A 25,065-nucleotide genomic window follows, 5' to 3' on the forward strand; every position below is an offset into this window, starting at 1 on the left:
TCCCAGGGCCGGCTTTGCCGGTAAAATGGGCCGGTATATCTGATTGCCGGTGAATCCATGCGTCGTCCCGTTTCCCTGTCCTTGACCCTGCTCGCCACCGCGGCGCTGGGCCTGTCCGCCTGCAAGCGCGTGGATGCGCCTGCTGCTGAAGCCGCTGCTCCGCAGGCCCCGGCGGCGGCGGCCAAGGCCGATGGCGCCCTCGATGCGACTGCCAACGACAACCTCAACGCGGTGCTGTGGATGCAGCGCGCGCAGGAGTACAAGGCGATCACCGAGCAGACCTACCGTGCCGCCGCCGACCATCTGGATGTGGCGCTGAAGGAAGCTCACTGGGACGCGCTGGTGCCGGAAGAACGCGGCAACGAGGCCAAAGGCCTGAAGCCGGCCGTGGTGCTGGACGTGGACGAGACCGTACTGGACAACTCGCCCTACCAGGCGCGCCTGGTCCGCGACGGCAAGGAATATGACGAGCTGAGCTGGGACCAGTGGGTGGCCGAGAAGAAGGCCAGGGCAATCCCGGGCGTGGTTGATTTCGCCAAGGCCGCCAACGCCAAGGGCGTGACCCTGCTGTACATCTCCAACCGCGCCGTGCACCTGAAGGACGCGACCCTGGCCAACCTGCGCGAGCAGGGCCTGCCGGTGGCCGACGACAGCGTGTTCCTGGGCCTGGGCACCGTGGTGCCGGGCTGCGAGCAGGCCGGCAGCGAGAAGAACTGCCGCCGCCGCCTGGCCGGGCAGAAGTACCGCGTGCTGATGCAGTTCGGCGATCAGCTGGGCGACTTCGTGGAAGTGACCGCCAACACCAACGAAGGCCGCGACGCGCTGCTGCAGCAGTACCACGACTGGTTCGGCGAGCGCTGGTGGATGCTGCCGAACCCGACCTACGGCGGCTTCGAACCGGCGCAGTTCAACAACGATTACACGCAGTCGCGCCAGGCACGCCACGACGCCAAGCGTGCCGCCCTGGACTACGCACCGTGAGCCGCGCACCGCTGCCGCTGCGCGATGACGAGCGCCTGATCTTCGCGCTGGACGTGCCCGACCGCGTGCAGGCACTGGAGTGGGTCGATCGCCTCGGCGACAGCGTGGCGTTCTACAAGATCGGCATGGAACTGCTGGCCTCCGGCGAGTACTTCCAGGTGCTCGATGAGCTGGCCCGCCGCGACAAGCGCGTGTTCGTCGACCTCAAGTTCTTCGATATCCCGGCCACCGCTGCGGCGGTGATCAAGCGCCTGTCGCAGTGGCCGGTCAGCTACGCCACCATCCATGGCTGGCACCCGGCGATGATGGAGGCCTGCGCGGCCGCCAACAGCGGCGACATGCGCCTGCTGGCGGTGACCGTGCTGACCTCGATGGGGCGTCCGGACCTGGCGCAGATGGGCATCGACCGCGAGCCGGTGGACGTGGTGGTGGAGCGCGCGCTGGCCGCCCAGGCGGCCGGTATCGATGGCGTGATCGCCTCGGGCCAGGAAGCCGGCCCGATCCGCGCCGCCACCGGCGGTGGATTCTCGATCGTCTGCCCGGGCATCCGCCCCGGTGGCCCGGTCGGCGATGACCAGAAACGTACCGTTGGCGTGGCGCAGGCCTTTGCCGATGGCGCCGATGCCATCGTGGTCGGCCGCCCGATCCGCCTGGCGGCCGATCCGCAGGCCGCAGCGCGGGCAATCCAGCAGGAAATCGCGTCGGCTCTGGCTGCACGCTGAGCCCACCGCTGACGCCGGTCACGCCGGCACCACGAACGCCATCCCGATCCATGCGGGATGGCGTTCGCATTTGTGGGTCTGCACCTGTCGCACGCAGCGCCGGGCACCAAAACTGTGCGCGCGTTCGCGCCGTGGGCCTCTCCACTGCCCCTCAATCGATGCACCGGCACGGACCGCGGCCGCGCCGGTTCCAACCATCGATAGAGGAGTACAGGGATATGTATCGCAGCACCTCTTTGTTCATCGGCCTGCTGTTGGCCGCGTCTGCCGTACCCGCCATCGCTGCGCCGCAGGTGCGCGACGTACCGCGCATCATCGGCGGCGAAGCGGCGCCTGCTGGCGAGTACCCGTTCATGGTCAGCATCCAGGGCATCTTCGACGGCGATACGGACCACGACCGCCACTTCTGCGGCGGAACGCTCATTTCACCGTCGTGGGTGCTGACCGCCGCACACTGTCTGCAGGGCGAACAACCGATGGGGTTGGCGGTGCTGGGTGGCCAGGCCGCACTCTCCACCGACGCCGCGCGACGGCCGTCCAACGTCAAGGCGATCCACGTCCATCCAGCATTCAACAGCGGCAACTCGCTGGAGCACGACGTGGCGCTGGTCCAGCTCAGTGCGCCACTGGCCGATGCACAGCCGGTGGCACTGCGGTTGCGCCCGGACGCCAGCTACCTCAAGCCGGGACGTGAGTTCACAGTGATCGGCTGGGGTGATATCGACATCGGCGATGGCCGGATCTATCCGACCCAGCTGCAGACCGTCCAGGTACCGTTCGTTTCCTTCACCGAATGCCAGCAGGCCTATGGCGGTGAATTGTCACGCGGCAAAGTCATCTGCGCCGGCCGCGAGGGTATCGACAGCTGCCAGGGCGATTCTGGCGGACCGCTGTTGCTGCGCCTGCGCGACGGTTGGACCCAGTTCGGCGTCGTCAGCTGGGGTGAGGGCTGCGCGTTGGCCGGCTACCCGGGCGTTTATGCCCGAATCGCCGAAAAACATGCCGTAGATTTCATCGAGGCGGTCTGGCAACGCGATTGATTCAATAAAATCAAATAGATACATCGCATTACGTGAAGTGTTGCCTTAACTTGAGCGGCAGCGTAGGATCGCCGCCATCCGGTCCTTGGGCCGGACATGTGCCACAACACTGTCCTCCGGCCTTGTGCCGGCTTGAAGAGCCTGTGATCCCCGTGATCCGGGCTCTTTTTTTTGGTGTTGCCGGTTCAGGGGTCAGATTCCTTCTGCCAGAAGCAGAAGGAATCTGACCCAGCATTGCAGGAAACCGTGACGTCCCGGCTTGCCGCTGTCACGTCGCAGGCCGCAAGATGCGGGCCGGTCCGGGGAGTCCGAGTGCATGAGTGTGACGGTGCGAGGAAGGTCTGCGCGTGGATGGGGGCTGGCGGCGATGTTGCTGCTGGCCGTGGTGGCATGTCGGGAGTCTGCCAACGACCCGGCCAGGCCTGCGGCCGAGCCGGTGGCGGCGGTGCAGGCCATGGCCTTGCGGCTGGCCGAGGATGATCTGGTCGGCTACGCCAAGCTGTCGGTGCCGCCAGGCCAGTACCTGCGGCTGCAGCAGGCCTGGGCCGACGGCCACAGCCAATGGCCGCTGACCGAACTGCCACTGGGCGACCAGCTGCTGCCGATGCTGGCTGCGCTGCGCAAGCCCGATGCCGGTACCGAACTGCAGCGCAGCTTCGACCGCCAGCTGGCCGGGCAGGCCAGTGCGGTGCGCCAGGCAGCACAGTCGATGGGCAACTTCGGCGTGCAGTACCTGCGCCATCAGAAGGGTTACACGCCGGGCCAGCAGGCCCACTACATCGCACTGGTCGAGACCCTGGCGGTGTGGGCGCAGGGTGCACCGATCAGCGACCGCGCTCGTGCGCGCAGCAGCATTGCCGCACTGGTGGGTGCCGCAGGCAAGGTCGGTTTCGACGATGAGGCCGGCCTGCAGGCTGCCGGCATGGAGGGCAGCCTCCAGCAGCTGGCACCGTTCATCCACACCCTCAAGGCGGTGCTGGGCAGCTATGGGCTGGGCGTGGACGAGGCGCTGCGCAGCGTACGCGGCGAGCTGCTCTCGGTGCAGGGCGACAATGCCCTGGTGCGCCTGCGCTACGATCTGGCCGGCCGCGAGATGACCCTGCAGCTGCCGCTGAGCCGGCGCGAGGGCCACTGGTACCTGACCCGCACCCTGGCCGACACCGATGCGCTGCTGCGCAAGGCCGATGCGGCCCGTGCCGCGGCGGCACCCGCGCCGCCCGAAGCCCCTGCCGAGGGTGGGGAAGCGGCAACGCCGCCGCCTAAGCCATAATGGCGCCGATGTCGAAACAGAACCCGCTGCCGTTCCCCGGCGAAGAATCCCAGTCGACGCCCGCCGATACGGTGCCGGCGTCCCCCTCGACCGGTACCGGCCCGAACCCGGTACCGCCGCCCGCGCACGCGCGTCCGGCCGGCCGCCGCCCGCTGTGGGCGCGTCTGCTGGGCCGCCTGGTCGAGCCGTGGCTGTCGCTGAAGATCGAGCCGGAAGACCCGGGCCAGTACAACGATGGCCGCCCGGTCATGTACGTGCTGGAAGACTACGGCCTGTCCAACGCGCTGATCCTGGACAAGGCCTGCCGGCAGGCCGGCCTGCCGTCGCCGCTGGTGCCGCTGGCCGGTGACCCGACCGGCCGCAAGCGCGCCTACCTGGCGCTGTCGCGGCGCAGCTCCAGCAACTCGCTGATCCCCGAGCAGCGCGGCGCCAAGACCCACTCCGACTCGCTGGCCAAGGTCCTGCAGGCACATCGCGTGCGCGACGACCTGGACGTGCACCTGGTGCCGGTGTCGATCTTCGTCGGCCGCGCGCCGGACAAGCAGAGCGGCTGGTTCGCGGTGCTGTTCTCGGAAAACTGGGCGCTGGTCGGCCGCTTCCGCCGCCTGCTGGCGGTGCTGCTCAATGGCCGCAGCACCATCGTCCGCTTTGCCCCGCCGATCTCGCTGCGCAATACCGTGGACGAAGGCCTGGAGCCGGAGCGCACGGTGCGCAAGCTGCAGCGTGTGCTGCGTACCCATTTCCGGCGTATCCGCGAATCGGTGATCGGCCCTGACCTGTCGACCCGGCGCCTGCTGGTGGACCAGGTGCTGGCGGCCGAGCCGGTGCGCGAAGCGATCGCCGCACAGGCCAAGCGCGACAACTCGAAGCCGGCCGATGCCTGGAAGAAGGCGCATGCCTACGCCTGGGAAATCGCCGCGGACTATTCCAGCCCGGTGGTGCGTTCGGCCAGCTTCATGCTCAGCCACGTGTGGAACCGCATCTACGCCGGCGTGCTGGTGCACCATCTGGACAAGTTCAAGGCCGCCGCGCCGGGCCACGAAGTGGTGTATGTGCCCAGCCATCGCAGCCACATGGACTACCTGCTGCTGTCCTACCTGCTGTATGACCGTGGCATCGTGCCGCCGCACATCGTGGCCGGCATCAACCTGAACCTGCCGGTGGTCGGTACCCTGCTGCGCAAGGGCGGTGCCTTCTTCATCCGCCGCTCGATCCGCGGCAATGCGCTGTACTCGGCGGTGCTCAGTGAATATGTCGCGCAGCTGGTGGCCGGTGGCTACTCGCTGGAGTATTTCGTCGAGGGCGGCCGCTCGCGTACCGGGCGCCTGCTGCAGCCCAAGGGCGGCATGATCTCGATGACGCTGCGCGCGTTCCTGCGCCAGCCGCGCAAGCCGGTGCTGTTCCAGCCCATCTACATCGGTTACGAGAAACTGATGGAAGGCGGCAGCTACCTGGACGAACTGTCCGGCCGGCCGAAGGAGAAGGAATCGATCTGGCAGCTGTTGTGGGGCATCCCCAAGGTGCTCAAGCAGAACTACGGCCAGGTGGTGGTGAATTTCGGTGAGCCGATCGCGCTGAACGAGGTGCTGGCCGAGAAGGCGCCGGAATGGGGCGGCGAAGCGATCTCGGAAGATGAGAAGCCGGCCTGGCTGTCGAGCACGGTCGACACCCTGGCCGAACGCATCCAGGTGCGCATCAACGGCGCCGCCGACGTCAACCCGATCAACCTGCTGGCGCTGGCCCTGCTGTCCACGCCCAAGCATGCGATGGGTGAGGCCGACCTGATCGCGCAGATCGAGCTGTGCAAGACCTTGCTGGCTGAGATGCCGTATTCGGGGCGGGTGACGGTGACTCCGCATTCACCGGAGCGGATCATCGCCCACGCCGAGGAGATCAACGTCCTCACCCGCATCAAGCACCCGCTGGGCGACGTGCTCAGTGTCAGTGGTGACACCGCGGTGCTGTTGAGCTACTTCCGCAACAACGTGGTGCACCTGTTCACTGCCTCGTCGTGGGTGGCCTGCTGCTTCCAGAACAACCGCCGCATGAGCCGCACCGGCCTGGTCCAGCTGGGCCGCACGGTGTATCCGTTCCTGCAGGCCGAGCTGTTCCTGCCGTGGAGCGAGGACGAGTTCGCCCAGCGCATCGACCAGACCATCGACGTGTTCGTCCGCGAAGGACTGCTGCAGAACGTCAACGAAGATGACGGCGGCATCCTGGCGCGCAACACCGGGCAGACCGATGAAGTATTCCGCCTGCGTGCGATCGGCCACTCGCTGCAGCAGGCCTTCGAGCGCTACTACATTGCCATCTCGGTGCTGGTGAAGAACGGCCCCGGCGTGCTGGGTGCCGCGGAACTGGAAAGCCTGTGCCAGCAGGCCGCGCAACGCCTGAGCCTGCTCTATGCACCGGCCGCGCCGGAGTTCTTCGACAAGTCCCTGTTCCGCGGCTTCATCCAGAAGCTGCGCGAGCTGCGCCTGGTGTGGCCGGACGAGAACAGCAAGCTGCTGTTCGACGAGCGCCTGGATGCCTGGGCGAAGGATGCCAAGTTCATTCTCGGCCGCGAACTGCGCCACACCATCGAGCGGGTCAGCCCGGAAGCGGCACGCCCGGACGAGACTGCGCCGCAGGATTGAAGGTAGCGCCGGGCCATGCGGTGGGTGTGGACCTTGGTCCACACACCTTCCATCTGTGCCAACCAAGGTTGGCACCCACCAGAGCAGGAGGCCAACCAAGATTGGCACCCATCGGGATCGGCGTCATGCCGGCTCGTCGGGAATCTGCAGGCTTTCCAGCCTGGTGATGCAGTCCTTCAGCTGCAGCTTGCGCCGCTTCAGGCGCTTGGATTCCAGCTCGTCCTCGCCATTGGCGGCCATGCGGGTGATCTGTTCATCCAGCAGGCGGTGCTCGGCGCGCAGGGCGGCGAGGTGTTCGACGATCTCGGCGGGGCTGTAGGTGTCCACAGCCTCCGAGCATACACAGCGATGATGACCACCGGGAGAGGGGAATCCCGACCGCCGGCCGTGGCCGCGCCGAGCCGTTAGAATGGACCCGATGAGTGCCGTGATTCCCCTTCCCGATCCCCTGTCGCGCGCGCCCCGCGATCCGCGCGTGGCCGGGCATGAGCAGTACAGGCTGGCCAAGCGCCTGCGCCGCCAGGTGGGGGAAGCGGTCGCCGACTTCGGCATGATCGAGGCCGGCGACAAGGTCATGGTCTGCCTGTCCGGCGGCAAGGACAGCTACACGCTGCTGGACATCCTGCTGCAGCTGCAGAAGAAGGCGCCGGTGCCGTTCGAGCTGGTGGCGGTTAACCTGGACCAGAAACAGCCGGGCTTTCCCGCGCATATCCTGCCGGACTACCTGGCCGCGCGGGGTGTGCCATACCAGATCGTCGAGCAGGACACCTATTCGGTGGTCAGCCGGGTCATTCCCGAAGGCCGGACGATGTGTTCGCTGTGCTCGCGCCTGCGGCGCGGCGCGCTGTACAACCACGCCAAGCTCCATGGCTTCACCAAGATCGCGCTGGGCCACCACCGCGACGACATGGTGGCCACGTTCTTCATGAACCTGTTCCACCACGCCACGCTGTCCGGCATGCCGCCGAAGCTGCGCAGCGATGACGGCAGGCACGTGGTGATCCGGCCGCTGGCCTACGTGCGTGAGGCCGATATCATCGACTATGCGCAGGCATGCCAGTTCCCGATCATTCCGTGCAATCTGTGCGGCAGCCAGGAGAACCTGCAGCGCCGCCAGGTCGGCCTGATGCTCACCCAGTGGGAAAAGGACCATCCTGGCCGCATCGAACAGATCGCACGCGCCATGGGTGAGATCCGTCCGTCGCAGCTGGCTGACCGCACCCTGTTCGACTTCATGGCACTGGGTCGTCACCTCGACGCACCGCTGCCCGATGCCGATGCCTGGCGGGCCGGTTCCCCGGCCGACGCCGACACAGATCCCCAGTCGCCCACCGTTTAGGGTGGGTCGCCCTTCCTCTTTGCCTTCCGGAATTCCATGTTCTTTCGCAACCTGACGTTTTTCCGCTTCCCGACCACCACTGATTTTTCCGAAGTCGATACCCTGCTGCCGCACGCCCTGCTGAAGCCGGTCGGCGCCCTGGAAATGAACTCGCGTGGCTTCATCTCGCCGTTCGGCCGCGAGGAGAAGGAACTGCTCTCCCATCGCATCGCCGAGCACCTGTGGCTGACCGTGGGCGGTGAGGACAAGATCCTGCCGGCGGCGGTGGTCAACGACCTGCTCGAGCGCAAGCTGGAGGAGATCGAGGAGAAGGAAGGCCGCCGCCCGGGTGGCCGCGAGCGCAAGCGCATGAAGGATGACCTGCTGCATGAACTGCTGCCGCGCGCCTTCGTGAAGTCCTCGCGCAACGACGCCTTCATCGACCTGCAGCACGGTTACGTGGCGGTGGATACCTCCAGCCGCAAGACCGGCGAATACTTCATGTCCGACATCCGCGGCCTGCTCGGCAGCTTCCCGGCGATGCCGCTGAACGCTGAAGTGGCGCCACGTTCGATCCTGACCGGCTGGATTGCCGGTGAACCGCTGCCGACCGGGCTGATCCTGGGCGAAGAGTGCGAGATGAAGGATCCGGTGGAAGGCGGCGCGGTGGTCAAGTGCCAGCACCAGGAACTGCGCTGCGACGAGATCGACAAGCACCTGGACGCCGGCAAGCAGGTGACCAAGCTGGCGCTGATCTTCGAGGACAACCTGTCCTTCGTGATTGGCGACGACCTGATCGTGCGCAAGCTGAAGTTCCTCGACGGTGCCCTGGATCAGCTGGAACATGCCGACGAAGACGGCCGCCGCGCCGAGTTCGACGCCCGTTTCGCCCTGCAGAGCGCCGAGATCCGCCGCCTCTTCCTGTTGCTGGAAGAAGCCTTCAAGCTCAGCAAGGCTGACTGAACAGGCACCCTGTGGGCCGCCGGTCATCCAGCGGCCCGAAGCGGCGCTATGCTTGCCGTATGAGCCGCTTTTTGCGCCGCCTGTTCTCGCCGGACCCGCCCGCCACCGTGCAGCGCGACACTGTTCGCCTGCGCCTGGAGGATGCTGAGATCGAGGTGCTGCGCGTGCGTGATCCACGCGCACGCCGGATCAAGCTGAGCGTGGACGAGCGCGGTGCGCGCCTGACCCTGCCGCCGCGCGCCAGCCTGGTGATGGGCGAGCGTTTCCTGGAGCAGCATCGTGATTGGTTGGCGCTGCAGCTGCGCCAGTACCAGGGCCAGGGCCTGCCGGCACCGTTGCAGCCCGGTGAGGCCGGCTTGCTGCCGCTGCGCGGCGAAATGCTGCCGCTGCGTTGGCAGGAGGGGCGCTATGCCCGCCTGGAGATCGACGAGCAGGGCGCCTGCGTGCAATGGCCCACCCGCGCCGGTGACGCCACGCTGCGCCGCCTGCTGCGCGAGTTCTACGAAGCCCAGACCCGTGCCGACGTGGGCCGTTGGCTGCCGAAGTACCTGCCCGGCCTGCCGCGTGCACCCAGCCGCCTGCGGCTGAAGGTGATGTCCTCGCAATGGGGCTCACTGGCCCCCGACGGCAGCATGGCGCTGGACCTGGCGCTGGTGCTGGGCCGCCCCGAGGCGTTCGAGTACGTGCTGGTGCACGAACTCTGCCACCTGATCCAGGCCAATCATTCGCCCGCGTTCTGGCATGAGGTGGAACAGCGCTTCCCCGCCTGGCGCGAGCAACGCGATTACTTCCAGCTGGAAGGGCGGCGCCTCAAGGCCATGCTGCGCCAGCTGCTGTAGAGCCGAGCCCACGCTCGGCTACCGCGCGCAGCGCAGGTCTACGTCGCTACCTCCAAACGCGGCCGAGCATGGCTCGGCGCTACACAAGCGTGCAGCGCCCGATCCGCATGCCTTACTTTCCTGAGCGCTGTGCGGCCGTCGCCGCCCAGCGTGCCGCTACCCGCGGTGCGGTGATGCATACCGCCTGGTCGGTGACCGTGGTGACTGCGCGCTCCAGCAGCTGGATGTCCGCCTCGTGCTGGCGTGCGACATGCGGATCCTCGAAGAAGATCGCGCGTTGGCAGCGCCCTTCCAGTACACGGTCGGCAATCTGTGCATCGCCGCCCATCGGGCCACTCTGGTAACGCGTCACCCACGGCATATCGCTGGGCCAGCCGCGGCTCCAGGCCAGCTCGTTCAAGCGTTGGCCGGTGGTACCCGTAGCCACGCGTTCGCCGAACCGCGCCAGTACATCGAAGTGTTCATCGGCGAAGGCGAGCATCGCCGGCTTCATCGCATCGTGCGCGATCAATGCCAGCGTCTGTCCTTCGAACGCATGCAGATCGTCTGCACCAGGGTCGGCATCCAGGCCGGCGTGGATGCGTTCCACCTCGACCCAGTCGCGCGCCGTGGCCACCGTTGAAATGAACGGCTTGCCGTGGATCACACACTGCCGCTTGAGTGCGGTCGCTTCCGGAAACACCGAGGAGGGATCAACCGGGTCGATCAGGTAGATCGCACCATCCAGCGTTCTTTCCGGACCCATGCCGACGACTTCGGCCACCAGCTTCATCAGGCCACCTTCCCGGCCGTAGGGATAGCGGTGCAGGCCCGCATAGCCGGCCAGCATCCCGTGTCGTTCGATCGCATCATGGGTGCGTCCGACGGCATGTAGCGACACCCCCAGTTCGCGTAGGCCGGTCTCGCTGGCGCGCAGCCAACGGAACAGCGCGGCGCGCGCATCGTGGTGATGAAGACGGTTGGCGGCCAGGCCGATACGCATCGCGCGCTCCGGGGATACGGGTAGATGCGGCAGTGTATGTCGCCATTCGCCGATGCGGCCGCTTTTCCAACTTTTCTCATTGTCGCTGGGCCCTGCATCGCTAGCGTGGCTGACAGCGGTACCGCTGCGCGGCCGTGGTTCCTGCCCGCGAAATGAGGACGTCTACAGTGAATGCCGCCGGCCGCTGCGCCGCTGCTGCCGTCATGGCATTGCTGTTGTCGCCTGCGACCGCCACAGCCTCCGGCTGCACAAACCCGTTGCAGGTGGCCTGGCCGTCCGACCGGCCGCCGCTGTCGTACCCCCTGCAGGGCGAGGCTGCCGGGCTGGTCGCGGACTACCTGCAGATGCTGGGTATGCAGGTATCGCTGCACGCGTTACCAACGCCTGCGGCTGCGCTGATGGATGCCCGGCTGCCGGCCGGCACCCAGGCGGTGCTGGGCTGGCCACGCGCGCAACTGCCCGCCGGCTGGGTAGCCAGCACGGCCTACCTGCAGGTGCCGCAGGTGATCGTGCGCCGTGCGGGTGCATCCCCGGTGCTGGGTCTGGAAGACCTGCGTGGGCGCAGCGTGGCCAGCCCGGACCGGCTGCCGCTGGCTGCACTGCTGGCCGAACAGGCACCGGGGGCGCAGCTGCTGGCACCGGTATCGCTGGATCACGCGCTGTCGCTGCTGCGCACTGGCCTGGTCGATGCGGTGATCGCCAATCTCGGCGCGGTCGAGGCCGTGCTCCGCGCCGAGCCGGGTGATCCGCTGGTGATCGCAGCGCCAGCCGGTTTCGACGATGCACTGGTGCTGGGCACTGTGCCGGATTGTGCCGGTGTCATTGCAGCCTTCGACCGCTACCGGTCGGAGCAGGGCAATGGGCGACGCGCGGCGAGCCGTACGACCTGGTTGCCGGACCTGCCACGGGCCGGGGCCACCGGCTCCGCGCTGCGCTGGTTGGTACCGGCCTCGCTGATCCTGCTTGCCCTCGTGCTGGTGCACGCCTTCGGCTACTGGCGCGTGCATCGTGAAAGCGTGCGCCGCCGCGCGCTGGAGCAGCGGCTGCAGGAGGTGACTGCGAACCTGCCGGCGGTGGTCTACCAGGCGCGCCGTTCGGCCAATGGCCACTACAGCCTGGCGCAGATCGCCGGCGACGTGCAGGCGCTGTTCGGAGTGAGCGTGGAGATGGCGCGGACCGACCCGCTGCGTTTGCTGGCCGCCGTGCACGCGGACGATCGCAGCCGGGTGATGGCGTGTGTCGAGGCAGCGGCGCTGGCGCATGGTCCGATCGATGTCACCTTCCGCACGCGTTCGGCGCAGGGCTGGCGCTGGGTGCGATCACAGGGGCGGCCACTGCGCAGTGATGACAGCAGTGTCGAATGGAGTGGCTACTGGATGGATGTGAGCGAGGCGCAGTCGCGCGCTGCGGCGCTGGCCGGGGCGCGCCGCGCCGCCGAGCAGGCAGCGCTGGCCAAGAGCCACTTCCTGGCAACGATGAGCCACGAGATCCGCACGCCGATGAGCACCCTGCTGGGCATGCTGGAGCGGTTGGCTGGCAGCGACCTGGAGGCGAGCCAGCAGCAGGTGCTGGCCACCGTCGGCGACGCGGCACAGATGCTGCGGCAGATCCTCGACGATGTGCTGCACAGTCAGCGGCTGCAGGCCGCTCCATTGCAGCTGGGGCCCACCGATCTGGCCGCGCTGGTGCGGGCGGTGCAGCAGCTGTTGATGCCCGTCGCCGCCAGCCACGGCCTGCATCTGCGCAGCGAGATCGACCCGGCCCTGCAGGCCTGGTCGCTGGCCGATGGCCTGCGGCTACGGCAGATTCTGTTCAACCTGGCCGGCAACGCGCTCAAGTTCACCCTGCAGGGGGGCGTGGTGCTGCAGGTGCACGTGCTGCAGCAGCTCGATGGCGCCCAGCAGCTGCGGCTGCAGGTCACCGACAGTGGCGTGGGCATCAGCGTCGAACGGCAGCAGGCGGTGTTCGGTGCCTACGAGCAGGCCGAGACCTCCACTACGCGCCGCTTCGGTGGCAGCGGCCTGGGTCTGGCGATCTGCCGCGAACTGGCGGTGTCGATGGGCGGCGACCTGCAACTGCACAGCCTGCCCGGTGCAGGCACCTCGGTCTGGCTGGTGCTGGAGCTGGCGGTCTGCCCGGCGCCGGTGGCCGCGATCACGCGGGCCGATGACCGGCCGTTGCCGCCGGCACGAGTGCTGGTGGCCGAGGACCACCCCACCAACCTGCAGCTGCTGGAACAACGCCTGTGCGGGCTCGGCCTGCAGGTACATGCCTGTGTCGATGGGCAGCAGGCGTGGGATGCGTGGCAGGCGCAGCCGTTCGATCTGGTGATCACCGACTGCCACATGCCGGGCATGGATGGTTTCGCGCTGGCGCGCGCGATCCGTGCCCATGCCTGTGGCACCCGCCCGCAGGTGCCGATCATCGCGTTGACCGCCAGCGTGCTGGAAACCACCCGCGAGGCCTGCCGCAAGGCGGGCATCGACCATTTCCTGGCCAAACCAGTGGAAGCGCGCGAACTGCGCGCGCTGCTGGCCGACGTGTTGGCGGCAGATTCAGTGGGCCAGTAGGCGGACGATGCTGGCGGCGGCGTCGCGGCCTTCGGCCACCGCCGTCACCACCAGGTCGGCACCACGTACCGCATCCCCCCCGGCGAACAGGCGCGGGTGCGCGGTCTGGAACGGCAGGCGGCCGTTGCCACCGGCAACGATGCGACCGTTGGACTGGCCCTCCACGCCGTGCTCGGCCAGCCAGGCCGGCACGCTTGGCGAGAAGCCGAAGGCGATGATCACCACGTCGGCCTCCAGCAGCGATTCACTGCCCTCGATCGGCACCGCGTTCTGGCGGCCATTGGCATCGGGTTCGCCAAGCCGGGTCTCGACCACGGTCACACCGATCACCTCGTCATCGGCACCGGCCTCGATGGACAGCGGCTGGCGGTTGAACAGGAAGCGCACGCCCTCTTCGCGCGCATTGGCGACCTCGCGTGCGCTGCCGGGCATGTTGGCCTCGTCGCGGCGGTAGGCGCAGGTGACCTTGGCTGCGCCCAGCCGTACCGCGCTGCGCACGCAGTCCATGCCGGTGTCGCCACCACCGAGCACCACCACGCGCTTGCCATTGAGGTCGGGCAGGGCGATGGTGTCTTCCCAGCCGGCGATCGGCCGGCCGTGCGGATCATCGCCGCCGACGATGCGGCTGTTCTGCACCAGGAACGGCAGCGCCGGCAGCACGCCCTTCAGGTCCTGACCATCGAGGCCGCCGTCGGTGTACCGGTATGCACCGGTGCCGACAAACACGGCATCGTGGGTATCCAGCAGTTGCTGCACGCTGAGGTCACGGCCGATCTCCACACCGAGCCGGAACTGCACGCCCATTCCTTCCAGCAGGTCACGGCGGCGATGGATCACGTCCTTGTCCAGCTTGAAACTGGGAATGCCGAACTGCAGCAGGCCGCCGATCTGTTCGTAGCGGTCGTAGACCACGGCGGTGATGCCGGCGCGCGCCAGACGGTCGGCACAGGCCAGCCCGGCCGGGCCGGCACCGATCACCGCCACGCTGTGGCCGGTCGGCTGCACCGCATCGAGGTCCGGGCGCCAACCGCTGGCCAGCGCGGTGTCGACGATGTATTTCTCTACCGCGCCGATGGTGACCGCACCGAACTCCTCCAGCGTGCAGCTGCCTTCGCACAGGCGGTCCTGCGGACAGACCCGGCCGCAGACTTCCGGCAACGGGTTGGTGCTGTGGCACAGGGTGGCCGCCTCATGGATGCGGTTTTCCTGCACCAGCTGCAGCCACTGCGGAATGGCATTGTGCACCGGGCACTTCCAGCTGCAGTAGGGGTTGCCACAGTCCAGGCAGCGGCCGGCCTGGTACTGCGCGTCTTCCTTGCCGAATTTTCCGTACAGCTCACCCCAGTCGCCGGAGGTGCGCAGTTCCACCGGAATGCGCTGCGGCATGGTGCGGGGCAGGTCGAGGAACTGGAAGGCGTGCTTGCGGCTCATGATCGTCTCGGCAGTGCGGTGCGCGCGCTCAGGCGGCGCGGCGCAGGGTTTCGGTCAGCGACTCGATGCTGGCGGCCTTGGGTTTGACCAGCCAGAACCTGCCGATGTAATCGCGGAACTCGTCCAGGATCTGCTGCGCCCAGATACTGCCGGTCAGCTCGCGATGACGACCGATCAGGCGGTGCAGGTGCTGGCGGTAGTTCTCGAAGCCCTCGGCGGAGACGCGATGGATGTCGATCAGCTCGTGGTTGTAGCGGTCGACGAAATCACGGTCCACGTCCAGCACGTAGGCCAGGCCGCCGGTGAAACCGGCACCGAAGTTCAGGCCGACCTTGCCCAGCACCAGCACCACGCCATCGGTCATGTATTCGCAGCAGTGGTCACCGGCGCCTTCCACCACCGCCAACGCGCCGGAGTTGCGCACCGCGAAGCGCTCGCCGGCGCGGCCTGCGGCGAACAGTTCGCCGCCGGTGGCACCGTACAGGCAGGTGTTGCCGATGATCGCGGTGCTGCGCGCCTCGAAGCGTGCGCCGCGTGGCGGGCGCACCACCAGGCGGCCGCCGGCCATGCCCTTGCCGACGTAGTCGTTGGCTTCGCCTTCCACTTCCAGGTGCAGGCCCCCGACGTTGAAGGCACCGAAGCTCTGCCCGGCACTGCCACGGAAGCGCAGTTCCAGCGGGGCTTCGGCCATGCCCTGGTTGCCATGTACCCGCGCCACCGCGCCGGCCAGGCGCGCGCCGATGCTGCGGTCGGTGTTGTGGATCAGGAAGCGGTGCTCGCCGCCCCGCTTGTGCGCGATGGCCTCGGCCAGCAGGCCATCCATCTGCGTGGCCAGGCTGTCCGGCGATTCGTACAGGCGCTGCGCTGCGCAGTGGCTGCCTTCGTAACCGGCGTCGGCCAGCAGGCGCGACAGGTCCACGCGCACGCCCTCGCGCGGGGCGGCCTCGATCTGCCGCAGCAGGTCGGTACGGCCGACGATGTCTTCCAGTGAGCGCGCACCCAGATAGGACAGCCAGCCGCGCACTTCCTCGGCCAGCAGGCGGAAGAAGTTCTCCACGCGCTCGGGCTGGCCGGTGAAGTGGTTCTCGCGCAGGCGCTCGTCCTGGGTGGCCACGCCGGTGGCGCAGTTGTTGAGGTGGCAGATGCGCAGGTACTTGCAGCCCAGCACGATCATCGGCGCGGTGCCGAAGCCGAAGCTGTCCGCGCCGAGCAGCGCGGCCTTGACCACGTCCAGGCCGGTCTTCAGGCCACCGTCGGTCTGCAGCAGGGTGCGCCCGCGCAGGTCGTTGGCCAGCAGCGCCTGGTGCGCCTCAGCCACGCCCAGTTCCCACGGCACGCCGGCATAGCGGATCGAACTGACCGGCGACGCACCGGTGCCGCCGTCGTGGCCGGAAATGGTGATCAGGTCCGCACCGGCCTTCACTACGCCGGCGGCAATGGTGCCGACGCCGGCATGGCTGACCAGCTTCACCGACACCAGCGCAGTCGGGTTCACCTGCTTCAGGTCGTAGATCAGCTGGGCCAGGTCTTCGATGGAGTAGATGTCGTGATGCGGCGGCGGCGAGATCAGGCCGATGCCCGGCCTGGCGTAGCGCAGCCGCGCGATCAGTTCGTTGACCTTGTGCCCGGGCAGCTGGCCGCCCTCGCCCGGTTTTGCGCCCTGCGCGACCTTGATCTGCAGCACTTCGGCATTGACCAGGTATTCGGCGGTGACGCCGAAGCGGCCCGAGGCCACCTGCTTGATCTTGCTGCGCCGCTGCGTGCCGTAGCGTGCGGGGTCTTCGCCGCCTTCGCCGGAGTTGCTGCGCCCGCCGAGGCGGTTCATGGCGATGGCCAGCGCTTCGTGCGCTTCCGGGGAAAGGGCGCCGAGGCTGATCGCGGCGGTATCGAAGCGCGGGAACAGTTCGCTGGCCGGGGCCACTTCATCCAGCGGCGTCGGCGTGGCCGCCGGTACCAGCTGCAGCAGGTCGCGCAGCGCCGACGGCGGTCGTGCATGCACCGCATCGCAGTACTGCTGCCACGCGCGCGCATCACCGCTGCGCGCCGCGCGCTGCAGCGTGGTGACCACGTCCGGGTTGTACATGTGGTACTCGCCGCCATGCACGTACTTCAACAGGCCACCGACATCCACGCCCTGCTGGGCATCCCAGGCCTGCGCACGCAGGTCGCGCGCGTCGGCATCGAGCCGGGTGAAGCCGGCTCCGCCGATGCGCGAGGCGGTATCCGGGAAGCACAGGTCCACCACGTCCGGCTCCAGGCCGATGATCTCGAACAGCTGCGCGCCGCGGTAGCTGGCCACGGTACAGATGCCCATCTTCGAGATGATCTTCGACAGGCCCTTGTAGATGCCCTTGCGGTAGCGCCGGCCGATCTGCGATTGCTCGCCGCCCTTGCTGAGCTTGAGGATGCCGCGGCGGCCCAGGTCGAACAGGGTCTGGTAGGCCAGGTACGGGTACACCGCAGTGGCGCCGAAGCCGAGCAGGCAGGCCATGTGGTGGGCGTCGCGCGCGGTGCCGGTCTCGACGATCAGGTTGACGTCGCAGCGCAGGCCCAGCCGCGAGAGGTGGTGGTGGACGGCACTGGTAGCCAGCAGGGCGTGCACCATCGGCCGGTCCGCCACCGGGTAGCGGTCGGACAGCAGCAGCATCACCATGCCCTCGCGCGCCGCCTGTTCGGCTTCGACGCAGATGCGTTCGATGCCGGCGCGCAGGCCTTCGTCCTCGCTGTAGGACAGATCGAGCAGGCGGTTGGCCTGCACGTACTGGTCCATCTTCAGCAGCTGGCGCAGCTTGCGCTGGCTGAGCACCGGCGAGTTGAGGATGACGTGGTTCACCGTCTCCGGGCCGGCATGGAAGATGTTGGTTTCCTTGCCGAGCTGGGTGGACAGGGACATCGCGCAGTCTTCGCGCAACGGGTCGATCGGCGGGTTGGTGACCTGCGCGAAGGCCTGGCGGAAGTAGTCGTACAGCGGTCGGCTGCGCTGGCTCAGCACGGCCATCGGCGTGTCATCGCCCATCGAGCCGGTGGCTTCCTGCTCGGTTTCGGCCAGCGGCCGCAGCACCTGTTCCACTTCCTCGCTGCTGAGCTGGTAGAGCTTGTGGTAGCTGCGCAGGGTGCCTTCGTCGAAGGGCTCCTCCACCAGCGACGGATCGATCAGCTCGGTCTGCAGGTAGGTCACGCCCTGCTGCAGCCACTGCTTGTACGGCGCGCGGCCGCGGTTGATGCGATCCACCGCGTCGGAGTCGAGCAGGTCGCCGCGCTTGAGGTCGATGGCTATCATCTCGCCCGGGCCCAACTTGCCCTTGCGCACTACGCGCTCGGTCGGCACTTCCCACACTCCCGCTTCGGAGGCGACCAGGAAGTGGCGGTCGGCGGTCAGCATCCATCGCGCCGGGCGCAGGCCATTGCGGTCGAGGGTACAGACGGCGTAGCGGCTGTCGCAGGCCACGATGCCGGCCGGGCCGTCCCACGGTTCGCTGTTGAGGCCATGGAATTCGTAGAACGCGGCCAGATCCGGGTCCTTGAACTCCAGCGACTGGGTGGCTGGCGGCACCAGGATGCGCAGCGCCTGGATCAGCTCCATGCCGCCTGCGACCATCAGCTCCAGCATGTTGTCCAGGCTCTGCGAGTCCGAACCGTGCATGGAGATCACCGGGTCGAGCTCGGCAATGTCGAAGCGCGGGGTCTTCCACACCTTGCTGCGCGCCTGCGCCCAGCGCCGGTTGCCTTCGATGGTGTTGATCTCGCCGTTGTGGGCGAGCATGCGGAACGGGTGGGCCAGCGGCCAGCGCGGCAGCGTGTTGGTGGAGAAGCGCTGGTGGAACACGATCGCGCTGGAGGCCAGTTCGCGGCGCTGCAGGTCCGGGTAGAAGCGGCTGAGCTTGTCCGGCAGCACCATGCCCTTGTAGCTGATCGCGTCCGGGGTGAGGGTGGTGACGTAGAAGTCGGCGTGGTCGCGCAGTTGCTGTTCGCTGCGGCGGCGGGCCAGGAACAGGGCCAGGGCAAAGCCGGCATCATCCTGGCCGACACCGGCATCGACGAACACCTGCTCGATACGCGGCAGCGTGTCGCGTGCCAGCTGGCCGCAGACACTGTCATCGGTTGGCACGTCGCGCCAGCCAGCCACGCGGCACCCGACCTTTTCCAGTTCTTCCTGCAACCGGGTGCGGCAGGCCTGGGCGGCGTCGGCGGCGTGCGGCAGGAACACCAGGCCGGCGGCGAAGCGCGCGGCGACAGGGATGCCGGCTTCGCTGGCCAGCAGTTTCAGGAACGCATCGGGGCGGCGCAGCAGCAGGCCGCAGCCATCGCCGGTCAGGCCATCGGCGGCGACACCACCACGGTGGGTCATGCGCGAAAGCGCGGCGATGGCGGTATCAACCAACAGGCGCGAAGGTTGATCGTCGAGCTGGGCGACCATGCCAAATCCACAGGCATCGCGCTCGGAGCGCGGGTCGTAAAGCCCTTGGCGGTTGCGGGGGGCCATCTCTACCTCGATGCGTATAGGGTTGGCGGCGACACTCGTCCCCGCTCATTCCCTGGAGCGCATCGTGAGGCCACCGGATGCCTCGACTAGATCACAGGTTGCTGCAACGCCGCAATACACGGTTGCAGCTGCAACAGAAAGCGCCGGCAGCACTGTGCCGGCGCGGGGTGGAACTCAGCCGCAGCGCACGCCGCTGACCAGGGTCTTGTCGTCCACTTCGATGTTCAGGCGGTCGCCGAGGAACTCCATCGTGACCACATCATTGGGCTTCATGACGCGCAGCTGATGGGCGCCGGCATCTTCCTGCGCCTGCTTGCCCAGTGCATCGGTGTAGGCCTGGCCGACCAGGCTCTGCACCTGGCTGGCATCGCAGGTACCGACCGGCGGTGCCTCGGTGGCCTTGCCGGCTTCGTCGGCCGGCGCCTTGGCCGCTTCGGCGGCCTGCTGCGCATGGGCTGTGGCCGAATCCTGTTCATCCAGCGCCGGCGCCTGGCAGGCGGACAGGGCCAGCACGGCCGGCAGCAGCAGGGCGGAGAGCGAACGGGCGCGAATCGGGAACGGCATCATGACTCCGGAAGGGATTGTGAAAGCCCGAGCATAGCGGCGAACCCACCCTCACGTGTTTGTGTTGCGTTATCGACAGGATCACTGCGCCACAGCGGTGACACTGCCAGGCATGCCAACGGCCCCCACCCCGGAACAACAGGCCGCGCGCGCTGCCGGCCTGCGCTATGTCGATGACACCCAGCCGGGCATCAGCCGGCGCCGCGCCGGTAAGGGCTTTGCCTACCGCGATGCCGACGGCCATGCCGTGCGCGATGCCGCCACCCTGCAACGGATCCGCGCGCTGGCGATTCCACCGGCCTATACCGCCGTGTGGATCTGCGCCCAGCCCAATGGCCATCTGCAGGCCACCGGGCGCGACGCACGGGGACGCAAGCAGTATCGCTACCACACCGACTGGGCCGCAGTACGCGACGCCGGCAAGTTCGACCGGGTGATTGCCTTTGGCGAAGCACTGCCTGCGCTGCGGCGCAGGCTCAGCCGCGATCTCAAGCGCAGCGGCTTCCCACGTGAAAAGGTGCTGGCGGTCGTGGTCGCGCTGTTGGCCGACACATTGGTGCGGGTAGGGAATGAAACCTATGCCAAGGAAAACAAATCCTTTGGCCTGACCACACTGCGCAACCGGCACCTCGACCTGCTGCGCGGTGGGCGCGTGCGGATGCGCTTCCGTGGCAAATCCGGGCAGTTGCATGAAGTGACGGTAGGTGACCGCCGGCTGGGCACGCTGGTGCGCGGCGTGCAGCAGTTGCCGGGCCAGGCGTTGTTCCAGTATCGCGATGACGACGGTGCGCTGCAGCCGGTGGATTCCGGCGCGGTCAACGATTACCTGCGTGAGGAGATGGGCGAGGACTTCACTGCCAAGGACTTCCGCACCTGGGGCGGTACCGTGGCCGCGGTGCAGGCGTTCGCCACCACCGAGCTGCCCGAACCGGCCAGCCAGCGTGCGCTGGCGCAGGCGCAGCGCACGGTGGTGTGCGAGGTGGCGGCATTGCTGGGCAATACGCCGGCGGTGTGCCGCAAAGCCTACATCGACCCGTGCGTGTTCGCTGGCTGGGAGCGCGGCGAACTGGCCAAGCTGGCCGGCCTGCGTGGGCCACGGCAGTGGGAACAGGCGACCCTGCGCGTGCTGCGCAGGGCACGCCGACTCAGCCGCAGTAGATCGCGGTGATGTTGTTGGTACGGCCCTTCTCGATGGTCAGGCGGTCGCCGCCTTCGCTGGCCGGGGGCACGCGCGGGCCGTCATGACGCAGCACCTGTACGTGCAGGCTGTCACTATCCACGCGCGCGCGTTCGACGGTGGCGGCCGAGGCGGCCAGGCCGACCGCGCCGCGCACCATGTCGCTGTGGCACTGGCCGGAAATCACGCCGTCGATCGGCTGCACCTGGGCCATTGGCGTGCTGCTGCAGGCAGCAACAGCGAGGGTGAGTACGGCCACGCTGAATGCGCGCATCATGGTCCTGCTCCGTGGTGATGAGGAGGCCAGCGTGCCGCGACGCACGTAGTGGTGGAATGAACACCGTGCCAGTGGGATCACCTGTCGTCTTCGCGATTGCCCGGCAGGCTGGCCGCACCTCCAGCGGCCAGCGCGTAGAAATCAGCGATGCGCGGAATGAACTGTTGGGGGTTGGCACCGACCAGGTTGGTCAGCACCACCACTGCCACGCCACGTTCGGGATAGACCACGAACGCCGAGCGCGCGCCGCCGATGCCGGCCACCTGCAGGTCAGGTGCGGCCTGCAGCACCGGCCAGCCGGCCGCCCAGGAACCCATGCGTCCATCGTTGAGGCGCTCCGCACTCCACATCCGTTGCCGCGCCGCATCCGGCATCAGCTGGCCGGTGGTCAACGCGACCAGCCAGCGTGCGGTGTCGTCGGCGGTGGTGAGGATGCCGCCACCGGCCCACAGTGAGGGAGGGATGTCGTAGAACCAGTGCGACAGGCGCGGGGGCGCATCGGCGGCGTCGGTGGCACGCGGGGTGAGGCTGTACATCGTGGCCATTGCGGGCACCAGGTCGTAGCTGTCGCCGAACGTGGTGCGCGACATGCCTGCGGGACCGAACTGGGCGGTGGCCAGGAAGCGCGCGTAGGGCATGCCCGACTGCTGTGCGATGATCCGCGCCAGCAGCACATAGTTGGTCTGGTTGTAGGCGAAACGCTGCCCGGGCGCGGCCTCCAGCGGTCGTGCGCTGACCGCCGTCCAGGCCTGGGCTTCCGAACCGCCGCCCAGCAGCCCATTCGCATCGAGGATATCGGGCAGCCCCGAGGCATGTGCAAGCAGCTGGCGCACGCGCACATCCTTCCAGCCGATCGGAAGATCCCGCAGGTAGTGCGAAGCGGGTGCATCCAGATCCAGTTGTCCCTGCTGCGCCAGCTGGGCAGCGGCCACGCCGGTGAACGCCTTGGTGGCCGAGTTGAGCGGGAAGCGGGTATCGCGCGTGGCCGGCGTGCCGTTCTCGACGTTGGCCAGGCCAAAGGCTTCGGACAGTACGATCCGGCCCTCCTTGACCACGGCGATCTGCAGTCCGGGGATGCGCTGGTCCAGCATGGCCTGATGGATCAGGCGACGGGTCTGATCGTTGGCGGCGTCCTCGCTGTTGGCGATCGCGGCGAACGGCAGGGCGCTGACGAGCATGAGCACGACTCGAAACGTTGGGCGGAACATCCGGATTCCCGTTGGGGCGTCGAGGATCGGATGCGGGCAGGGCGCGAAGGGTTTAACAGCGTCGTCGCCCTACCGTTCGTCGGTCCATGACTTCCGGGGGGTTGACTACAGGTGTCGTCACGCCGACAGTGGCTACACGTGTAGTCAATGGAGCGGTGTCATGCGTGGCAAGACGATCGGGGACCAGGAACTGGCCCTGCTGCAGTACATCGATGAACATGCGCCGGCCAGCGTCGGCGAGGTCGCCAGTGGTTACGGCGAGGCCCGCGGCCTGGCCCGCTCCACCGTGCTGACGATGATGGAGCGGCTGCGGGCGAAGGGGTATCTTCAGCGCCAGCAGCAGGATGGTGTCTACCGCTACCAGGCCACCCGAGGCCCGCAGAGCGTGCTGCAGGGGGCGGTGGCCCAGTTCGTCGACAACACCCTGCAGGGCTCGGTGTCGCCGTTCGTGGCCTACCTGTCGCAACGCCAGCAGGTCAGCGACAACGAGCTGGCCGAGCTGGAAGCGCTGGTTGCCCAACTCCAATCGCGTCGCCACGAGGGCTGAGCCATGGACACCACGATGCTGATGCCGTTGTTGGAACGACTGGGCTGGACCAGCCTGCAGACCGTGCTGCTGGTGGCGCTGGTGTACGGCGTGTGCCGTGTGCTGCCGTCGCTGTCGGCGGCCACGCGCTGCCGCCTGTGGTGGCTGGTCTCGCTGCAGGCGGTGCTCGGCCTGTTCTGGAGCCAGCCGCTGCAGCTGGCCTGGTTGCCGGCGCCGCAGGCGGTGGCGATGACCGCGACCGAAGTGATGACCGAGACGCTGCATCCGCTGGCCCCGGAAGCCTCGGCGCAGCTGTTGGCCGCGATGCCGATGACGACGGCGGACGTACCCACGGTGGCGTGGTGGGCCGTGGCCCTGGCCGCGCTGTGGCTGTCTGGTGTGTTGCTGATGGCCCTGCGCACCGTCGCTGAGTGGCGGCGCTGCCGCGCGCTGCTGGCCGCAGCCTATCCCTGCGAAGACGAGGCGCTGGTGCAGGCCCTGCAACTGGCTTCCGATGCGCACGGCGTACGCCGCGTACCACGGCTGTGGATGAGCACGCAGGTGGACTCGCCGCAGCTGGTCGGGCCGTTCCGTCCGGTGCTGTTGCTGCCGGCCGGCGACAATGCCCTGCAGGGTGATGCGCTGGACCTGGCACTCACTCATGAACTGCAGCACCTGCAGCGGCGTGATCTGCAGTGGGGCCTGCTGCCCGCATTGGCCCAGCACCTGTTCTTCTTCCACCCGCTGCTGCGCCTGTCTGTGCGCGAATACGCACAGGCCCGCGAAGAAGCCGTGGATGCGGCGGTGGTTGGACAGCACGGCGCCAGCCGCCAGGCCTATGGCCGTCTGCTGCTGCAGCTGGGCGTGGCACCGCAGCCGCATCTGGGTGTGGCCAGTGCTGCGCCGAGTTCCTCCAGCCTCAAGCGTCGCCTGCTCTCGCTGCAGCCGCGTCAGGCCTGCCCGCGCCTGCTGGCGATGGTGTTGACCGCAGCTGTGCTGGTGGTGGGCGTGGCGCCGATGCGGTTGGTCGCAGCCCCGGTGCCGCCTGCGCCGCCTGCCCCTCCCGCTGCACCGAAGGCCGCTCCGCCGCTGCCGCCGAAGGCCCCGCCGGCACCGCCAGCGTCGGTACGTGTGCCTGCCGCGCCGGTTGCGCCTGTACCGCCGGCGCCACCGGCCGATGCCGAGGAGCTGGCCGGTCCCGACGACGCGGATGTGGCGGTCGACCTCGATGTCGATGTCGATCCTGATGTAGACAGCCACCACACGACCTCCACCACTACGTCCATCACCACCTATGGCCAGCTCGACCTGGGCAAGTCGCCGCGGGAGGCATTCGTGCTGGTGGACGGCGAATCGACCTTCGCCAATGGCGGCATCGACGACGTGAAGCTGGCCCGCAGCCAACTCGGCAAGGGCCCGGCGCTGTGGTTCCGCCAAGGTGATAAGCGCTACGTGGTGCGCGATCCAATGCTGATCCAGACGCTGCAGCGCGCCTACAGCGGTGCGGTTGACCTGGGCCGGCAGCAGAGCGAACTGGGACGCCAGCAGAGTGCGCTGGGTCGCCAGCAGAGCGAGCTCGGCAAGCAGATGGGCGAGATGGGGCGTCTGCAGGGCGAGGAGGCGCGCCGCATGGCATTTGCTGCGGCAAAGGCCGAGCGCAGCGCGATGGCCGCCCACGACATCAATCGCGAAGCGGCGGCGGAAGCGGCGAAGGCCGCGCGGGGTGCAACCAACGATGCGGCGGTTGCGCGTGAGGCCGCACGTGAGGCCGCGGCCGAGGCACGCCGTGCGATGCAGGAAATGGACAACGAAGTCGCGCGGTCCAGCCGCACCCGCGACATGCAGCGCTTGGCCGGCCAGCATTCCGAACTGGCCAGCCGCCAGGCCGCGCTGGGCAGCCAGCAGGCCGCGTTGGGCGAGCGCCAGGCGCGTGTGCAAGTGCAGGCGGCCCAGCAGGCCCAGCAGGTGATCGCCCGCGCGCTGGCCAGCGGCAAGGCCGAACGTCTCTGATCGTGCGGTAGCGCCGGGCCACGCCCGGCGAGCGGCAGCGGTGCTTCTGGCAAGGGAAGTCGCCGGGC

General features: G+C 68.1%; 19 protein-coding genes. 12 read left to right on the forward strand and 7 right to left on the reverse strand.

Translation table 11 applies throughout. The features are described 5' to 3' along the window. Positions 1 to 57 precede the first annotated feature (57 nt). From ABH900_RS11550 to plsB, 5 genes are all read left to right on the forward strand, one after another. On the forward strand, positions 58 to 981 hold the full coding sequence (locus tag ABH900_RS11550; RefSeq protein ID WP_429622983.1) for a 5'-nucleotidase, lipoprotein e(P4) family: 924 nt from the start codon (positions 58 to 60) through the stop codon (positions 979 to 981). Beyond that, complete coding sequence (pyrF, locus tag ABH900_RS11555) at positions 978 to 1,703, forward strand: orotidine-5'-phosphate decarboxylase (protein WP_429622984.1); 726 nt, start codon at positions 978 to 980, stop codon at positions 1,701 to 1,703. The genes ABH900_RS11550 and pyrF overlap by 4 nt, the downstream gene beginning before the upstream one ends. 218 nt (positions 1,704 to 1,921) lie before the next feature. After that, complete coding sequence (locus tag ABH900_RS11560; RefSeq protein WP_429622985.1) at positions 1,922 to 2,743, forward strand: S1 family peptidase; 822 nt, start codon at positions 1,922 to 1,924, stop codon at positions 2,741 to 2,743. Between the two features lie 316 nt (positions 2,744 to 3,059). Further along, on the forward strand, positions 3,060 to 4,013 hold the full coding sequence (locus ABH900_RS11565) for a hypothetical protein (protein ID WP_429622986.1): 954 nt from the start codon (positions 3,060 to 3,062) through the stop codon (positions 4,011 to 4,013). Next, positions 4,013 to 6,649, forward strand: coding sequence for a glycerol-3-phosphate 1-O-acyltransferase PlsB (gene plsB, locus ABH900_RS11570; RefSeq protein ID WP_429622987.1), 2,637 nt, complete (start codon positions 4,013 to 4,015; stop codon positions 6,647 to 6,649). The genes ABH900_RS11565 and plsB overlap by 1 nt, the downstream gene beginning before the upstream one ends. A gap of 123 nt (positions 6,650 to 6,772) precedes the next feature. Here plsB and ABH900_RS11575 read toward each other — a convergent pair whose 3' ends face one another. Continuing rightward, complete coding sequence (locus ABH900_RS11575; RefSeq protein WP_429622988.1) at positions 6,773 to 6,976, reverse strand: YdcH family protein; 204 nt, start codon at positions 6,974 to 6,976, stop codon at positions 6,773 to 6,775. A gap of 91 nt (positions 6,977 to 7,067) precedes the next feature. Here ABH900_RS11575 and ttcA point away from each other — a divergent pair, with 91 nt between their 5' ends. From ttcA to ABH900_RS11590, 3 genes are read left to right on the forward strand one after another with little or no spacing between them, the layout of a single operon-like run. After that, positions 7,068 to 7,988: a tRNA 2-thiocytidine(32) synthetase TtcA gene (gene ttcA, locus ABH900_RS11580; protein WP_429622989.1), complete on the forward strand. Its 921-nt coding sequence runs from the start codon at positions 7,068 to 7,070 to the stop codon at positions 7,986 to 7,988. Between the two features lie 36 nt (positions 7,989 to 8,024). Continuing rightward, positions 8,025 to 8,930, forward strand: a complete 906-nt coding sequence (locus tag ABH900_RS11585) for a recombination-associated protein RdgC (RefSeq protein WP_429622990.1) — start codon at positions 8,025 to 8,027, stop codon at positions 8,928 to 8,930. A 59-nt stretch (positions 8,931 to 8,989) separates the two neighbouring features. Beyond that, the gene (locus ABH900_RS11590; protein ID WP_429622991.1) at positions 8,990 to 9,769 is read left to right on the forward strand and encodes a M48 family metallopeptidase; all 780 of its coding nucleotides are present in this window, start codon (positions 8,990 to 8,992) and stop codon (positions 9,767 to 9,769) included. A 112-nt stretch (positions 9,770 to 9,881) separates the two neighbouring features. On the opposite strand, the gene ABH900_RS11595 is transcribed toward ABH900_RS11590, so the two are convergent. Next, the gene (locus ABH900_RS11595) at positions 9,882 to 10,751 is read right to left on the reverse strand and encodes a methylglyoxal synthase (protein ID WP_429622992.1); all 870 of its coding nucleotides are present in this window, start codon (positions 10,749 to 10,751) and stop codon (positions 9,882 to 9,884) included. A 167-nt stretch (positions 10,752 to 10,918) separates the two neighbouring features. Here ABH900_RS11595 and ABH900_RS11600 point away from each other — a divergent pair, with 167 nt between their 5' ends. Beyond that, on the forward strand, positions 10,919 to 13,321 hold the full coding sequence (locus ABH900_RS11600) for a response regulator (protein WP_429622993.1): 2,403 nt from the start codon (positions 10,919 to 10,921) through the stop codon (positions 13,319 to 13,321). Here ABH900_RS11600 and ABH900_RS11605 read toward each other — a convergent pair. The 3 genes from ABH900_RS11605 to ABH900_RS11615 form a co-directional block, all read right to left on the reverse strand. After that, complete coding sequence (locus ABH900_RS11605; protein WP_429622994.1) at positions 13,307 to 14,752, reverse strand: FAD-dependent oxidoreductase; 1,446 nt, start codon at positions 14,750 to 14,752, stop codon at positions 13,307 to 13,309. The genes ABH900_RS11600 and ABH900_RS11605 overlap by 15 nt on opposite strands. Before the next feature lie 28 nt (positions 14,753 to 14,780). Then, positions 14,781 to 19,235 carry a glutamate synthase large subunit gene (gene gltB / locus ABH900_RS11610; RefSeq protein WP_429622995.1) on the reverse strand — a complete coding sequence of 1,485 codons (4,455 nt, stop codon included), beginning with the start codon at positions 19,233 to 19,235 and terminating at the stop codon, positions 14,781 to 14,783. A 174-nt stretch (positions 19,236 to 19,409) separates the two neighbouring features. Next, complete coding sequence (locus ABH900_RS11615; protein ID WP_429622996.1) at positions 19,410 to 19,799, reverse strand: I78 family peptidase inhibitor; 390 nt, start codon at positions 19,797 to 19,799, stop codon at positions 19,410 to 19,412. Positions 19,800 to 19,911: 112 nt separating this feature from the next. Between ABH900_RS11615 and ABH900_RS11620 the strand changes: the two genes are divergently transcribed. Further along, a complete protein-coding gene (locus ABH900_RS11620; RefSeq protein WP_429622997.1) occupies positions 19,912 to 20,967 on the forward strand; it encodes a DNA topoisomerase IB in 1,056 nt (351 codons plus the stop codon). On the opposite strand, the gene ABH900_RS11625 is transcribed toward ABH900_RS11620, so the two are convergent. Further along, positions 20,945 to 21,253, reverse strand: a complete 309-nt coding sequence (locus tag ABH900_RS11625; RefSeq protein WP_429622998.1) for a hypothetical protein — start codon at positions 21,251 to 21,253, stop codon at positions 20,945 to 20,947. The two genes, ABH900_RS11620 and ABH900_RS11625, sit on opposite strands and share 23 nt — an antisense overlap. Positions 21,254 to 21,330: 77 nt before the next feature. After that, on the reverse strand, positions 21,331 to 22,431 hold the full coding sequence (locus ABH900_RS11630) for a serine hydrolase domain-containing protein (protein ID WP_429622999.1): 1,101 nt from the start codon (positions 22,429 to 22,431) through the stop codon (positions 21,331 to 21,333). Positions 22,432 to 22,621: 190 nt separating this feature from the next. Here ABH900_RS11630 and ABH900_RS11635 point away from each other — a divergent pair, with 190 nt between their 5' ends. Next, on the forward strand, positions 22,622 to 23,008 hold the full coding sequence (locus tag ABH900_RS11635; RefSeq protein ID WP_049430885.1) for a BlaI/MecI/CopY family transcriptional regulator: 387 nt from the start codon (positions 22,622 to 22,624) through the stop codon (positions 23,006 to 23,008). 3 nt (positions 23,009 to 23,011) lie between these two features. Beyond that, a complete protein-coding gene (locus ABH900_RS11640; protein WP_429623001.1) occupies positions 23,012 to 24,997 on the forward strand; it encodes a M56 family metallopeptidase in 1,986 nt (661 codons plus the stop codon). Positions 24,998 to 25,065 lie beyond the last annotated feature (68 nt).

This window comes from Stenotrophomonas sp. AN71, from assembly GCF_050435725.1.
Lineage (GTDB): Bacteria > Pseudomonadota > Gammaproteobacteria > Xanthomonadales > Xanthomonadaceae > Stenotrophomonas.

What these genes read in the sequence shown, in the direction of transcription:
- ABH900_RS11550 (WP_429622983.1), top strand. Translation starts at nt 58, where the DNA reads ATGCGTCGTCCCGTTTCCCTGTCCTTGACCCTGCTCGCCACCGCGGCG.
- ABH900_RS11560 (WP_429622985.1), top strand. Translation starts at nt 1,922, where the DNA reads ATGTATCGCAGCACCTCTTTGTTCATCGGCCTGCTGTTGGCCGCGTCT.
- ABH900_RS11565 (WP_429622986.1), top strand. Translation starts at nt 3,060, where the DNA reads ATGAGTGTGACGGTGCGAGGAAGGTCTGCGCGTGGATGGGGGCTGGCG.
- plsB (WP_429622987.1), top strand. Translation starts at nt 4,013, where the DNA reads ATGGCGCCGATGTCGAAACAGAACCCGCTGCCGTTCCCCGGCGAAGAA.
- ttcA (WP_429622989.1), top strand. Translation starts at nt 7,068, where the DNA reads ATGAGTGCCGTGATTCCCCTTCCCGATCCCCTGTCGCGCGCGCCCCGC.
- ABH900_RS11585 (WP_429622990.1), top strand. Translation starts at nt 8,025, where the DNA reads ATGTTCTTTCGCAACCTGACGTTTTTCCGCTTCCCGACCACCACTGAT.
- ABH900_RS11590 (WP_429622991.1), top strand. Translation starts at nt 8,990, where the DNA reads ATGAGCCGCTTTTTGCGCCGCCTGTTCTCGCCGGACCCGCCCGCCACC.
- ABH900_RS11595 (WP_429622992.1), bottom strand. Translation starts at nt 10,751, where the DNA reads ATGCGTATCGGCCTGGCCGCCAACCGTCTTCATCACCACGATGCGCGC.
- ABH900_RS11605 (WP_429622994.1), bottom strand. Translation starts at nt 14,752, where the DNA reads ATGAGCCGCAAGCACGCCTTCCAGTTCCTCGACCTGCCCCGCACCATG.
- gltB (WP_429622995.1), bottom strand. Translation starts at nt 19,235, where the DNA reads ATGGCCCCCCGCAACCGCCAAGGGCTTTACGACCCGCGCTCCGAGCGC.
- ABH900_RS11615 (WP_429622996.1), bottom strand. Translation starts at nt 19,799, where the DNA reads ATGCCGTTCCCGATTCGCGCCCGTTCGCTCTCCGCCCTGCTGCTGCCG.
- ABH900_RS11620 (WP_429622997.1), top strand. Translation starts at nt 19,912, where the DNA reads ATGCCAACGGCCCCCACCCCGGAACAACAGGCCGCGCGCGCTGCCGGC.
- ABH900_RS11625 (WP_429622998.1), bottom strand. Translation starts at nt 21,253, where the DNA reads ATGATGCGCGCATTCAGCGTGGCCGTACTCACCCTCGCTGTTGCTGCC.
- ABH900_RS11630 (WP_429622999.1), bottom strand. Translation starts at nt 22,431, where the DNA reads ATGCTCGTCAGCGCCCTGCCGTTCGCCGCGATCGCCAACAGCGAGGAC.
- ABH900_RS11635 (WP_049430885.1), top strand. Translation starts at nt 22,622, where the DNA reads ATGCGTGGCAAGACGATCGGGGACCAGGAACTGGCCCTGCTGCAGTAC.
- ABH900_RS11640 (WP_429623001.1), top strand. Translation starts at nt 23,012, where the DNA reads ATGGACACCACGATGCTGATGCCGTTGTTGGAACGACTGGGCTGGACC.